The 14,503-nt window shown below is 51.5% G+C and carries 10 protein-coding genes; 9 read left to right on the top strand and 1 reads right to left on the bottom strand.

What is annotated here, in order from left to right; translation table 11 throughout:
• Window positions 1-222 precede the first annotated feature (222 nt).
• Both DFR60_RS21035 and DFR60_RS21030 read left to right on the top strand, forming a co-directional pair.
• The gene (locus tag DFR60_RS21035; RefSeq protein WP_110324697.1) at window positions 223-2,754 is read left to right on the top strand and encodes a ribonucleoside-diphosphate reductase subunit alpha; all 2,532 of its coding nucleotides are present in this window, start codon (window positions 223-225) and stop codon (window positions 2,752-2,754) included.
• A gap of 53 nt (window positions 2,755-2,807) precedes the next feature.
• The gene (locus tag DFR60_RS21030; RefSeq protein WP_110324641.1) at window positions 2,808-3,851 is read left to right on the top strand and encodes a ribonucleotide-diphosphate reductase subunit beta; all 1,044 of its coding nucleotides are present in this window, start codon (window positions 2,808-2,810) and stop codon (window positions 3,849-3,851) included.
• A 45-nt stretch (window positions 3,852-3,896) separates the two neighbouring features.
• On the opposite strand, the gene DFR60_RS21025 is transcribed toward DFR60_RS21030, so the two are convergent.
• Window positions 3,897-5,192 carry an HD-GYP domain-containing protein gene (locus DFR60_RS21025; RefSeq protein WP_110324640.1) on the bottom strand — a complete coding sequence of 432 codons (1,296 nt, stop codon included), beginning with the start codon at window positions 5,190-5,192 and terminating at the stop codon, window positions 3,897-3,899.
• Window positions 5,193-5,663: 471 nt separating this feature from the next.
• On the opposite strand from DFR60_RS21025, the gene DFR60_RS21020 reads away from it, so the two are divergent.
• From DFR60_RS21020 to DFR60_RS20990, 7 genes are all read left to right on the top strand, one after another.
• Window positions 5,664-6,656, top strand: coding sequence for a LacI family DNA-binding transcriptional regulator (locus DFR60_RS21020; protein ID WP_025532487.1), 993 nt, complete (start codon window positions 5,664-5,666; stop codon window positions 6,654-6,656).
• A gap of 485 nt (window positions 6,657-7,141) precedes the next feature.
• Window positions 7,142-8,149: a 3-dehydro-L-gulonate 2-dehydrogenase gene (yiaK, locus tag DFR60_RS21015; RefSeq protein WP_110324639.1), complete on the top strand. Its 1,008-nt coding sequence runs from the start codon at window positions 7,142-7,144 to the stop codon at window positions 8,147-8,149.
• 44 nt (window positions 8,150-8,193) lie between these two features.
• Window positions 8,194-9,540, top strand: a complete 1,347-nt coding sequence (locus DFR60_RS21010) for a citrate transporter (protein WP_110324638.1) — start codon at window positions 8,194-8,196, stop codon at window positions 9,538-9,540.
• Between the two features lie 19 nt (window positions 9,541-9,559).
• Window positions 9,560-11,689 (top strand): hydantoinase/oxoprolinase family protein, encoded by a 2,130-nt coding sequence (locus DFR60_RS21005; protein ID WP_110324637.1) that lies wholly within the window; start codon window positions 9,560-9,562, stop codon window positions 11,687-11,689.
• A gap of 85 nt (window positions 11,690-11,774) precedes the next feature.
• Window positions 11,775-12,563 carry a hypothetical protein gene (locus DFR60_RS21000; protein WP_110324636.1) on the top strand — a complete coding sequence of 263 codons (789 nt, stop codon included), beginning with the start codon at window positions 11,775-11,777 and terminating at the stop codon, window positions 12,561-12,563.
• The gene (locus DFR60_RS20995; RefSeq protein ID WP_110324635.1) at window positions 12,557-13,012 is read left to right on the top strand and encodes a NanQ anomerase/TabA/YiaL family protein; all 456 of its coding nucleotides are present in this window, start codon (window positions 12,557-12,559) and stop codon (window positions 13,010-13,012) included. The genes DFR60_RS21000 and DFR60_RS20995 overlap by 7 nt, the downstream gene beginning before the upstream one ends.
• A 190-nt stretch (window positions 13,013-13,202) precedes the next feature.
• On the top strand, window positions 13,203-14,393 hold the full coding sequence (locus DFR60_RS20990) for a hypothetical protein (RefSeq protein WP_243005137.1): 1,191 nt from the start codon (window positions 13,203-13,205) through the stop codon (window positions 14,391-14,393).
• The last annotated feature ends 110 nt before the right edge of the window (window positions 14,394-14,503 follow it).

Genomic DNA, 14,503 nt, shown 5'->3' with positions numbered 1-14,503 from the left:
CGTGTAATAAGATCAGATTCAGGGTTGGCCATTAGTTTTGCATGTATCGATCTGTTGTATTACAAACGGTAAAAAAATCAAATATTTTGCGATCACAATCTTGTAATAAACTACATCTTGTGGTATCATCATTTAGTGACGGCATTAATAACAGTTATTAATACTGATTGCTTAATGAATGAAAAAATGACAATTAAACTTTGGAGAATGGCGGTAAAAGAAATGGATATCAGAAAAAGAAACGGTCAGCCGGAATCATACGAGTGCGGGAAGATAAAGAGTGCAATCCTGTGTGCGTTTGCCAGTGTGAATCAGGAGCCTGGCGAGGCGCGGATGGACAGGATCATGGGCCTGGTGAAAGAGAAAGTGGACGGTGCGGTGAGGGACGGAAGTCCTCTCAGCGTGGAGCAGATTCAGGACATGGTGGAGCAGTCGCTGATGGAAGCCGGCTGCTACGAGGCGCTTAAGAGCTTTATTCTTTATCGGAATGAGCGAAGTAAGGAACGCAGTGTGAGGCAGGATCTGGTCCGGTATTTTAACGATGTTCCTGATATGGAGGCCGTCTTAAAAGAGATTCAGAAAAAATGGACCGGCACCGCGTACCGGCTGGAGCACCTGCTTATGAAATTTTCGGCTTTCTATAAACAGGGGATGACGGAAGCGGAGAAGCTGGCCGCCTTAATCCAGGCCGCTGTGGAGCTTACCACCCAGGAAGCACCGGACTGGGAGTACATTGCGGCCCGTCTTTTGATGGTCCGCTTCAGAAAGAATTTAAGATCCATGGAGGCGAAGTATCAGATCAGAAGCTTTTACGATAAGCTGTATTTCCTGACAGGAGAACAGCTTTACGGCGACTATATTCTGGAACATTACACCAGGGAGGAGATCGAGACGTGTGAGGGCTTCCTCGACGGCACACGGGATCAGCTTTTTACGTATTCCGGTCTGGAACTGCTTCTTTCCAGATATGTGATCCGCAGCCGGGAGAATGTTCCGTTAGAGTCCCCGCAGGAGATGTTTCTGGGCATCGCCCTGCATCTGGCCATGCTGGAAAAGAACGACCGGCTGGAATGGGTGAGGCGTTTTTACGATATGCTGAGTACGCTTAAGGTTACCATGGCGACGCCGACTCTTTCCAACGCGAGAAAGCCGTATCATCAGCTTTCTTCCTGTTTTATCGACACGGTGCCGGACAGCCTGGATGGCATTTACCGCAGCATTGACAGCTTTGCCAAGGTCAGCAAGTTCGGCGGTGGTATGGGGCTGTATTTCGGCAAGGTCAGGGCAGCAGGAAGTGCAATCCGCGGCTTTAAGGGCGCAGCCGGGGGCGTGATCCGCTGGATCAAGCTGGCGAATGATACCGCGGTGGCGGTAGATCAGCTGGGCGTGCGCCAGGGAGCCGTCGCCGTATATCTGGATGCGTGGCACAAGGACCTTCCGGAATTCCTGGCGCTGCGTACCAACAATGGGGACGACCGTATGAAGGCGCACGACGTATTTCCAGCGGTCTGTTATCCGAACCTGTTCTGGAAGCTGGCAAAGGAGAATATCGACGCGGACTGGTACCTGATGTGTCCTCATGAGATCCTCACGGTAAAGGGCTACTCGCTGGAAGATTCCTATGGACAGGAATGGGAGGAACGCTATCGGGACTGTGTCGCTGATCACAGGATTCATAAGCGGGTGATTCCGGTAAAAGAACTGGTCCGCCTGATTTTAAAGAGCGCGGTGGAGACGGGAACTCCATTTACCTTTAACAGGGACCTGGTCAATGAGGCAAATCCCAACAGCCATAAGGGCATCATTTACTGCAGCAATCTCTGTACGGAAATTGCACAGAATATGAGTCCGGTGGAACAGATGGAGCAGCGCATCGAAACGGTGGACGGCGAAACGGTGGTGGTGACAGTGACGAAGCCCGGCGATTTCGTGGTATGTAATCTGGCCAGCCTCTCTCTCGGGAAGATCGATGTGACGGACCGGAAAGAGGTTACCGAACTGACACGGTACGCAGTGCGTGCGCTGGACAATGTCATCGACTTAAACTTTTTCCCGGTTCCATACGCCAAAATCAACAACATGCGGTACCGCCCCATCGGACTGGGGATCAGCGGTTACCACCATATGCTGGCGAAAAACGGAATTTCCTGGGAATCGGAGGAGCATTTGACATTTACCGACCGGGTGTTTGAATGGATTAATTACGCGGCAATTGAGGCAAGCTGTGACTATGCCGGGGAAAAGGGCCGCTATGAGCTGTTTGAAGGAAGCGACTGGCAGACAGGCGCCTATTTTGAAAAACGGAACTACCATTCGGAAGAGTGGCTCCGGCTGAAGGAAAAGACAGCGGCAAACGGCATGAGAAACGGATGGCTGATCGCCATTGCGCCGACGAGCAGCACCAGTATGCTGGCGGGAACGACGGCCGGCCTGGACCCGATCATGAACCGGTATTACCTGGAGGAAAAGAAGAATGGACTGGTGCCACGGGTGGCTCCGGATTTATCTCCCGAGACATTCTGGCAGTACAAGAACGCCCACTACATTGATCAGCAGTGGTCCGTCCGGGCGGGGGGAATACGGCAGCGCCATGTGGATCAGGCGCAGAGCATGAATCTCTATATCACCAACGAATACACCTTAAGGCAGGTGCTGAACCTTTATGTACTGGCCTGGGAGTGCGGCGTAAAAACCATTTATTATATCCGCTCCAGAAGTCTGGAAGTAGAAGAGTGCGAGGTATGCTCCAGCTAAATGCGGCCGCGGAAATAACATGCAGCAAGCTGTAAAAGAGGAAAGGAAAGACCATGGAACAATTAACCAGAAAGCCGTTATTCAATCCGAACGGCGATACCGACGTCAGAAACCGCCGTATGATAGGCGGCAATACAACGAATCTCAACGATTTTAACAATATGAAATACACCTGGGTAAGCGACTGGTACCGGCAGGCCATGAACAATTTCTGGGTGCCGGAGGAGATCAACCTGGGCCCTGATGTAAAGGACTATCCTATGCTGGACGCCGGGGAGCGGAGGGCCTATGACAAGATTCTGTCATTCCTCGTATTTCTGGACAGCATCCAGACCGCCAATTTACCGGCCATCGGCGAATATATTACGGCCAATGAAATCAACTTATGCCTGTCCATCCAGACCTTCCAGGAGGCGGTTCACAGCCAGAGCTACAGCTACATGCTGGATACCATCTGCGAGCCGCAGACCAGGAACGAGGTGCTCTACCAGTGGAAAAATGATGAGCATCTGCTTGCCAGAAATACCTTTATCGGAAATCTCTATAATGAATTTCAGGAGGACAAGAGCCCGTTTACATTTATGAAGACCGTGGTAGCCAATTTTATCCTTGAAGGGGTTTACTTCTACAGCGGATTTATGTTCTTCTATAACCTTGGCAGGAACCACAAGATGCCGGGATCCGCTCAGGAGATCCGGTATATCAACCGGGATGAGAACACTCATTTATGGCTGTTCCGCAACATGATTCTGGAACTCAAAAATGAGGAGCCGGAGCTCTTTACCCCCGAACGCGTGGATGTTTACAGAGAGATGATTAAAGAGGGATGCCGCCAGGAGATTGCCTGGGGCCATTACGCCATCGGAGACAAGGTGCCGGGACTGACGAAAGATATGATAACGGACTATATTCAGTATCTTGGCAATCTGCGGTGTTTCAGCCTTGGCTTTGACCCGATTTTTGAGGGCCATGAAAAGGAACCGGAGAGTATGGCCTGGGTATCCCAGTACAGCAATGCCAACATGATAAAGACGGATTTCTTTGAGGCCAGAAGTACGGCTTATGCGAAGAGCAGCGCTCTGGTTGATGATCTTTAAACCTGACAGATGATTTTTAAAGAAGAAGCGGGCATGAGGACAGTTTTAGAAAACTGCCTTCATGCCCGCGATGTCATCCACGGTCACGGCCAGGGAAATCCGGTCAAAATCCTTTTGTATGAGAACATAGATGTCGAGAATCGGCTGGCACTGGATTCGGGTCTCTTCCATGATCTCATCGTAGTCGGAAATCATGAGCGCCACAATATCAGCGTCGATCAGTCCGTCGTCCTTCATTTCTGTAATAATCGAGCAAATTTTATCTTTGGAAAATGCGGTCTTGTAGCTTCTCGTGCCGGAAAGGGCGCTGATGATATCGGCGATAGCCACGATCCGTTCTCCGGTGCTTAAGTCGGCGGCGGCCAGGCCTCTCGGGTAACCGGAGCCGTCGAGCTTTTCATGATGACGGAGGGCGAGCGATTTGACCGTATCCTCGATGACGTCTCCAAAAATCTTCTCTGTGATGTCCACGTGGGTGCGCATGATATTCATGGCCTGGGGACTCAATTTGCCCGGATACTCCAGGATTTCCACCGGAATGCCGATCTTTCCCAAGTCATGCAGCATGGAACCGCAGATGATCTGGTTGCATTCCTCCTCGTTCATCCCCATGCGTTTTGCCAGTTCGGCGCTGATGGTCGTGGTGGTGATGGTATGGGTAACCGTGTGACGGCTTCGGAAATCAATGGTGAAGATGAGCATCTTTAAGTAATCCGTGATTTCGTCCTGTGTGAGGGGAATCTCGGAAAACAGCTGAAAAAATAGCGATTCTGCGTCCGTGTCACCTTCGAACGGTGTGTGGAAATCGCAGGCGAGGGCGAGATCGGCAATAAAGGGCGAGAATTTTGTGCCGCTTTCTTTCTTCAGGAGAACCGCGGTTTCTTCCCATGTCAGATGCTGCACCTCCATGGCGACGTCGATGCGGTCGGCCACATGAATGACCTGGGCAAGAAGCCGGATTCCTTCCGGAAATGCCTCCGAATGCTCCAGAACCTGCCAGGTGGCGTGATGCAGAAGAATAGCTCCGGCAAGATTTTTAAGCGGAGAAAAGTATTTGATGAACAGATAGCCATAGACGGAGTGGGCCAGAACATCATCGGTGTCAAACTGCAGCATCTTTGAAATCTCATCGGTCTTGTAGGCGCCGATGTCATGAAGAAGGGCCAGAAAACAGACGTCCCGTATCTTACGGGCGTCTTCATGGAAGTATGGCTTTAACATTTCTGATACAATATAGGCCACCCTGTAGCCGTGATTCATCAGGCGGGCGTCCACATAGCTGCAGGAACGACGGATAATTTCCAGAATTCCCCGGTTGTCAATGGAACCTGTATACTGCATAATTTTGTTCTCCGGTTTTCGTGTTTGATGGTGAATTTAAGTGTAACATAAATGGGGCGAAATGTCATGCTTATGTATGGGAATTTTACAGCAAAATGTGAAAGGATGGTTATAGTTCACTCCCCACCAGTGGCACCGCAGTCCGGTTCGACCGGGCAGGCTTCCTCAGCCTTTCCCGTTCCGGTTTCGGGCATAAGAAGTTCTAAACGTGCAGAATTTTTCTAATACCCTGCAAAGTCACAGGAAAGGCTGAGGAAGCCTGCCCGGCCGAACCGGACTGCGGAGCCACTGGTGGGGAGTGAACTGTAACAAAGGATGTTCCATGCGTTACGGGCGGTTCGCTGAGTGAGAATGGCGCCAGAACCGTAGACGGATTCTGTTCTTTTGATAAATTCGCAAATCATCGTGACAAATCAGGAAAAATCATTTACAATAAATGGAGAAAGGGCTTTCAGAGAGGGGATGCAGACTATGAATATCTACGATATTGCGGCGGAGGCGAAGACATCGATCTCCACCGTGTCACGGGTACTGAATAATAAAGGGAATGTAAATCCGGAAATCAGACAGCGGGTGGAGGAGGTGCTTAAGAAGTACGACTATAAACCCAGCGCCATTGCGCGTGGGATGGTGTCGAAGACGATGAAGAGTATTGCGATTCTGACTGTGGATGTCAGGGTGACCCACTACGCCAGAATGGTTTACGTGATTGAACAGATTTTCAGCAATGAGGGGTATAATGTGACCGTCTGTAATACGGGCGGTTCGATCAGCGAATGCGGCCGGTATTTCGAGATCCTTTCCGAAAAACAGGTGGATGGAATCGTACTGATCGGATCTGTCTTTAATGAGCTGATCCATTACCCGGAGATGACGGCCAGGATTAAGGGGATTCCTGTGGTGGTCGCCAATGGACAGGTGAAGCAGCCGGATTTCTATTCCGTTATGGTGGACGATATGAAAGGGATCCGCTCCGTCGTCGATTATCTCTATGAAAAAGGACACAGAGACCTGCTCTATCTCTATGACCTGGAGACGGAGAGCAGCCGGGCGAAATGTCAGGGATTTCTGGAAGCCATGAAGCTGCATGATATCGCCGGCGCCGAAAAGAATGTGGTGCACTGCCGGTACGGCCTGGAAGGCGGTCTCGAGGCGGCAGAGGAGATCTGTCAGCTCGGCATCCCGTTTACAGGGATTGTGTGCGGTGAAGATATTACCGCTATCGGGGTTATGAAGGGGCTGAAAAAGAAAGGCTTCCGGGTACCCGAGGATATCGCGGTGACCGGCTGCAATAATTCTCCTGATTCTCTGATCTGTGAGCCGGAATTGACGACGCTGGATAATAAGCCTGAACTTCTGGGAGATATGTGCGCCCAGCTTTTAAAGGATGTTCTGGAAGGCCGGAAAGCCTTATCCAATGTGGCTATACAGCCAGAATTAATGATACGCGGGACTACACAGTGAGAAAACAGAATCGGGAAAATAGGATCGAGAAAACAGGATCGGGAAAACAGGATCGGGAAAATAGAATCGAGAAAACGGAATCGAGAAAACAATATCAAAAAAAGGATCAAAAAATTGTGATTATGTAAAAACGCTTTCTCAATATAAAAGAGTTTATTTGGACACTAAAATCAAATGAACTCTTCTTTTTTTATGCTTAAGCGTGAAAACGCTTTTGCATAAATGCAAAACGATATAACTTTTTAACAAAAAAACATGCAAATAAATATGCATTATTAACTAAAATAAAGAGTTTATTACAAGGCGTATTGACAAAACAGTCTCAAATGATATAATGAAACTACAAGAAAGCGCTTTCTCAAAAACAAAAAAAGAGATCTGAAAAGTAAAGAGCAGTAACGAAGACAGGACAGGTAATTCAGAAGAAAACAAGTTTTTCCGTCAGTCCCCCACCGGCGGAGGTCAGATTAAAGGAGAGAAAAATCATGAGAGTGCAGTATGAGGATTTATTAAAGAAGTTCCAGGGAATTTTGATGAGCAGAGGGTTTTCCGAGACTCATGCACTGGACGCGGCGACGGTGTTTGCAAAAAACAGTCTCGACGGTGTGTATTCCCACGGTGTAAACCGTTTTCCGAGAGTGGTCAGCTATCTGGACAAAGGAGAGATTGATCCGTCGGCTATTGCGACATGCGAATCGGCTATGGGAGCCATTGAGCGGTGGAACGGACACCGCGGATTCGGTCCGTTAAATGCAAAGCTTGCCGTGGATCGTGCCTGTGAACTGGCGAAATTAAACGGTGTGGGCGTCGTGGCGCTGGGCAATAACAACCACTGGATGCGCGGCGGCAGTTACGGATGGCAGGCTGCTGACCAGGGCTGCATCGGAATCTGCTGGTCCAATACCATGCCGAATATGCCGGCCTGGGGCGGTAAAGACAGAAAGATCGGCAACAATCCGCTCATTATGGCGATTCCGAGAAGCAGCGGTAAGCACGCGGTCATCGACTGTGCCGTATCCCAGTTCTCTTACGGCAAGATCGAGGAGGCGAGGCTGAAGGGCCAGCAGCTTCCGGTACCGGGCGGCTACGACACCAATGGAAACATCACCACGGATCCCGCGGAGATTGAAAAGACATGGAGAGTGCTTCCGATGGGCTACTGGAAGGGAAGCGGAATCTCGATTGCCCTGGATCTGATTGCAACGGTTTTAACCAGCGAAAATTCCGTTAAGAAGATCGGGACCTTCGGCGACGAGGTAGGCTTATCCCAGGTGATGATCGCCATGGATCCGTCTAAGTTTAATACGACTGAGGAAACAGACTGTATTGTGGATGAGATTCTGGCGGATATCAAGGCCTCGGAGCCTGCGGCAGAGGGCGGGGAGGTGTTCTATCCTGGCGAGCTGGAACTGAAGACGAGAGACGACAACACGAAGAACGGAATTCCGGTTATCGATGAGGTGTGGGAGACGTTGAATTCTTTGGAACACTAGAAGGGGTTACCCGGAAAGAATGGTAGAGAGGGAGAGAAAAATCAATGGAATATATCATAGGAATTCTGATTCTGGTATCATTTTTCGGCCTTGCATTCTATGCCGCGAAAGGCGGAAACTTAATGATGGGTATGCTGGTCATGGCAATTCTCTGGACCGTACTCCCCATGATCGGCAATACATTTCCGACAAATCCGGCATTTGTCGCGGCAAATGCGGAGAACGTCAGTATCACATGGATCCAGGCATTCTCAAAAGTATTTCAGAGCGGCCCGGAGGGCTGGGGAACCGTTCTGGTCAACGTCGTATTCGGCGCCTGGTTTGGACGTGTGCTCTTAGAGACGGGAATTGCCTCCACGCTGATCCGAAAGACCACAGAGCTGGGCGGCGATAAGCCGGCCGTTACCTGCATTCTCTTATGTATCGTGACCACAGCGATTTTCTCCTCTCTGTTCGGAGCCGGAGCGGTCGTGGCGATCGGTGTGATTATCCTTCCGATTCTGATGTCTCTTGGGATTCCAAAGGTGCTGTCTGTGGTATCCTTTATGCTGAGCATCGGCGCAGGAATGTTCTTAAATCCGGTCCTGTTTGGACAGTATACCGCATTTTTCCTCGACGCGGAGGGGAGAACCACCTATCCTTACGAAGAGTATGTGCATTGGGGCGGAATTGCCCTGGCGGTTCAGCTGATTTTCACCATCTGTCTTGTGCTGTTCTGCATGAGAAAGAAAAAGACGGTTCATTCCTGGGCGGCCAGACGGCCAATCAGACAGAAAATGGATTTTGCCCCGGGCAAATCCCTTCTTACCCCGTTTATTCCTGTGTTCCTGCTGATCGTGTTTAAGGTTCCGATCATCATGGGTTTCCTGATCGGCGGTTTCTATGCACTCTTTGTCTGTGGGAAGCTTAAGAATTTCCGTACGGCCTGCCGTACCTTTAATAAAGACTTTTTCGACGGCGTTGTCGATACCGCTCCGCTGGTGGGCTTCCTGCTCATGGTACCCATGTTCAACAAGGCGGCCGAACTGTGTATCCCGTATTTTAACGCGCTGCTGGGTAATGTAATTCCTCACAGCACCCTGTTTATCACCATTATTTTCTGTGTTCTGGCACCGCTTGGGCTGTTCCGCGGACCGTTTACCTTATACGGATGCGGCGCGGCCACACTGGGGATTTTAAAGGGAATCGGATTTTCCACCGCATTTCTGGCGCCTCTCATGATTGCGTCTACGACGGTCATGAACGTTTCCTGCTGTATCACGCAGTCCTGGATCGTATGGGGAATCAGCTATGCCAAGGTTTCCACCAGGGATTTCTTGAAGATGAGCGTCGTCTGCGGCTGGATCATCTGCGTGATCTTACAGATTGTCACATTTGTGATGTTCGGTTAACGAAAAGGAGTAAACTATCATGGGAAAAAGATTAGTGAGAATGGGCATTGACGTAGGCGGAACCCATACAAAGGCGGTAGCCATTGACAATGCGACACATGAGATTATCGGAAAATCTTCCGTTAAAACGACACATGACAATGTGAGTGGTGTGGCGGCCGGCGTTGTAGCCGCGTTTCAGAACTGCTTAAGGGAAAATGATATCGCTCCGGAGGACGTGATTTTCGTGGCGCACAGCACCACCCAGGCCACCAACGCTCTGATTGAGGGCGATGTGGCGACTGTCGGAGTGGTCGGTATGGGGCCGAAGGGCATGGAAGGCGCTCTCTCCCGGGCTCAGACGAAGCTGAAGGACATCGATTTAGGCTCCGGCAGAAAGATTGTTATCAAAAACCGGTATTTAAAGGATGACGAAGTGGACGAGAATACCGTGAGGAAGGCGGTAGAGGAATTGAAAGCAGAAGGCGCCCAGGTTATGGTCGCGTCGGATGCCTACGGCGTGGATGATATTGCGGGAGAACAGTTCGTCTATGAGATTGCCCACGATGAAATGGGATTAGAGACGACACTGGCCTCCGACATCACGAAGCTTTACGGACTGACGAGGAGAACGAGAACGGCCGCAATCAACGCCAGTATTTTGCCGAAAATGCTGAACACCGCCAACAGTACCGAGAGCAGTGTTCGTGAGGCAGGCGTGGAGGTTCCGCTGATGATCATGCGCGGAGACGGCGGTGTTATGGAAATCAATGAGATGAAGAAGCGCCCGGTTCTCACCATGCTGTCGGGACCTGCCGCCAGCGTCATGGGATCGCTTATGTACTTGCGCGCCTCCAACGGAGTGTATTTTGAAGTGGGCGGTACGACGACCAATATCGGTGTCATTAAGAACGGGCGTCCTGCCATTGATTACTCCATCGTGGGCGGACACAGAACCTATATCAGTTCTCTGGATGTGCGCGTGCTCGGTGTGGCCGGGGGCAGCATGATCCGTGTGAACAAGACCGGGGTTCACGATGTGGGACCGCGTTCCGCTCATATTGCGGGGCTGGATTACGCGGTATTTACCGACGAGGATGAGATCGTGGAGCCGAAGCTGGAATTCTTCTCTCCCAAGGAGGGGGATCCGGATGACTATGTGGCGATCCGCTTAAAGAGCGGCAAACGGGTGACGATCACCAACAGCTGCGCGGCTAACGTACTGGGGCTGGTGACGGAGAAGGATTTCTCCCATGGAAATGTAAACGCAGCCAGAAAGGCGATGCAGCCGATCGCGGATTACTTAGGTGTTACGGTGGAAGATGTGGCGAGACAGGTTCTTACCAGGGCGTATGAGAAGATTGAACCGATCATCCTGGATCTGGCGGCGAAATACCATTTGGAGCACGACCAGATTTCCCTGGTAGGCGTAGGCGGCGGCGCGACGTCACTGATCGGATTCTGTGCGGATAAAATGAATATCAAGTACAGCGTTCCGGAAAATGCGGAAGTCATTTCCTCGATCGGCGTGGCGCTGGCCATGGTTCGGGATGTGGTAGAACGCGTGGTACCCAGTCCCACACCGGAGGACATAAGAAGCATCAAGCGCGAAGCTGTAGACAAGGCGGTGGAGAGCGGTGCGGCGCCGGATTCCGTGGAGGTCCACATCGAAATCGACCCTCAGACTTCCAAGCTTACCGCCATTGCGCTCGGCTCCACGGAGGTGAAGACTACCGACTTATTAAAAGAGTGCACGGAGGAAGAGGCGCGGACTCTGGCGGCGGAAGACTTGCGTGCCAAACCTGCCGATGTCCGGCTCGTCGGACAGACGGCCAGCTTCTACGTTTATAATATGGAAGGAAAGGGCAGAAATCCGCTACGCATTCTGGATAAGAAAGGATTTATCAAAGTCCAGAGAACAGACGGGGAAGTCGTTCTGACGAAGGCGTCCTCCTATCGGAGCATTGTATCGAAGATGTGGGAAGAACTGGCCATATTCAAGGCGGATGCCATTCTGCGGCCGGACTACTATCTCTGTGTCGGCGCGCGGGTCATGGACTTTAACGGATCCGGAGAACTGGAACAGATTCTGATGTTAATGGATGTGGAAATGCAGATGATCGACTCTTCCGATGATATTATTATTGTCGGCGCGAAGAATCAGTTGTAGAATAGAAGAGAAAGAGCTGTTTTCCACGCAGAGTCCGGTGAGCCAGTCTCTGATATTATTTATATAGAAGAAAGGGGAGTGCGCTGTGGCTTTAAATGGTGCAAAACGTTTGGCGGGCAGTCTGTTCGGAAAGGCTGAAATGCCTGATCTGGGTCTGGGAGATACGGGGAAGGTGCTTCCGCTTCGTCCGATGATGGAACGCCTTCTCTCGCTGGACCGGGAAGCCTGGGGGCTTTACGCCTGGTCGAGAGAGCCGCTGGAGGGCAAATTTGACCGGGAGCAGAAGCTTCAGTACCAGAGAAAGGCGGAAGCCTGCGGGAGAGAAGAGGCGGTGCTGGCAGCGGCAGAAGCCGTATTGGAAGTGCCGGACAGTCTGGTAAAATCCGCAGCGGCCTCCATGAAGCTGCATGTGACGACTCCCGATACACCTGTGGGCGGCGGCCAGGTTACCTTTGCACAGTATGTGGAACCGGACGAGGTGACCATATTTATGGACGCGGTCGAAAAGGCGGAAGCGCTGGCGGCCTCGGAAGGCCTCGCGGATCTCCTGGGTAATGTGAAGATTTTCGATATACTTCTGGCCCATGAGATCTTCCATGCGGTGGAGTTCAAGAAGGAGAATGCCATCTATACGAAGACGGAGAGAGTGGAGCTGTGGCGGAAACCATTTTCCAATAAGTCCCGTCTCGTCTGTCTCGGCGAGATGGCCGGTATGGCGTTTGCAGAGGAACTGCTTAAGCTTCCGTTTTCTCCCTACGTGCTCGATGTTCTTCTGATGTATGGATATCATGGGGCGGCGGCTACGGCTCTTTTTGAGGAAATCATGGAAATCGCCGGAGAAAACGGCGGGAAAGTTGAGGAAGAGACATGCTGACAAGTAATTTGAATGTAGTGGAGAAATATGACTATCTGGCTGAGAAATTCCGCAGGGGCTATGAATTTTTACGGACTGCGGATCTGAAGGCACTGGCCGTTGGAAGAGTGGATATTGACGGCGATGACATTTACGCCAACGTTCAGGAATACACTTCTCTGAAGGCGGATACGTGCAAGTTTGAAGCGCACAACCGATATTTCGATATCCAGTATGTGGTGGAAGGCGAGGAACAGTTCGGCTATGCGAAACGTGCGGATCTGACGGAAGAGGCTCCTTATGATGAGACGAATGACATCGTATTCTTCTGCGAACCCGAGGAAGCGGGCACGGTCCTGTTAAAGGAGGGAGACTGCATCGTTGTGGCTCCGGAGGACGCACATAAGCCGAGATGCCAGGCTAAAGAGGCATGCTATGTGAAGAAGATTGTGATTAAGGTCAGAGTGTAGATGAAGATGTGAGAAAAACATACAGAAGACTGCCTGCTGTCGGTGAAATACCGGTGCAGGCAGTCTTTGCTTCTCCAGGGCCTGCGCACTGCGTGCTATATCAACATTGATTTTACCACCCTGATGTGATACTATTTTCTCAGACAGACTCGGCATTTGGGCGGTTTCAGCCGCCGGAAGGGAGCTGGAGGTGGAGGGTGTGAAAATGGGGGCGGCCAGCCGGATCACCTGGCGGCCAGGCATCGGTAAAACGGGGATTCCGGAAACAGAAAATGGACTGCCGTATCCTATGGGAAGTCAGGGCGCGGCTGAGGTAAGAGGCGGTAAGAGCATCACGTATGGAGGAAACGCGGCGAAAGAGGCAGTGCGGGCCGGAACTTCTGACACGGTGGCGTTTGGGGGCGAGGACAGAGGGCCGATTTCGGAAGAAGCGGTGCTAGACTATCTGCGTGTTCTGGAAAAAGATTATCCGGGTGTGACGATTCTGATCCGGGACCGGGAGGAGGCCCGCGACTTAAAACAGTTGGCGGCTTCGCTGGGAAAAGGGCGTTTTCTGGTTGTCACTACGGATTTCCTGAAGCGGATGGGGCGGGATGCCGGAGAGTATGAACGGTGTAAGGCTGTTCTTAAGGAGACGGTGCGCGGACTGGCGATGAGCGGAAGCGCCAACGCGAGCGAGGGCGCGTGTTTAGACGCAGCCGGTAAAAAGACGTGGGTGGCGCCGGCAGCAGGAAAGCAGAAGTCCGGTCAGAAAGACGGTACATCAGGCCTTACCGGCTTTCCGGGCAGTCAGGAAAAGCAGAAGCTGGAATCAGAAATAAATGTAAAAAAGGCCTCAGTAAGTTCCTATGCGACCAGCGGTCATTACGGGAGCCTTGCCAGAGCGGGGACAAAGGGCCAGGTACAGAAGGTGCTGGGAGACGTTCACCGGAGCATCGGAAATTTAAGGCTGGCGGCCTGCTTCGGAGACGAGGAGGAGAGGACGAAGGCCGACAGGGCGATCCGTTCTCTCCAGAAGCTGCTGGCAAGAGGAATCAGAAAGATCCGGCGGCTGGACCGGGAAAGCAGCCTGAAGCTTCAAAAGAAGCATGCGGAGAAGGCGCGAAAGGAAAAGAAGGTTCTGCAGATCAGGCTGGAGATGAAGAAGAGAAGGGCCGCCCGGTATGGGGCCGATTACAGTCTTGTACGGGAAGGCCTTGCAGACACCTGCTATATTCTGGGGACGGGAAAGCACCGGAGCTGGGAAGAGGAGCGGGCGGCGCAGGAGATTCCGGGGGCCGGTGGGATCGGAGGCGGTATCGGTTCCATGGGTGGTGACGGAGGCGGAGATGGAGTCATCGACGCTTCTGACGTGGTCATTTCGGATGGAGGTTCGTTTTAGCGACGAACCTTTTTTTCTGTCATCGCGCGGGAGAGTACTGTTTTGTCTCTTTATTTTGCGTTGACTAAGCTGTACGTATATGTTAAAATACATACAGGAGTTATATGGTT

Origin of the sequence: Hungatella effluvii (genome assembly GCF_003201875.1) — a bacterium.
Taxonomy (GTDB): Bacteria; Bacillota; Clostridia; order Lachnospirales; family Lachnospiraceae; genus Hungatella; species Hungatella effluvii.
This window is presented reverse-complemented; position numbering and strand designations above follow the sequence as displayed.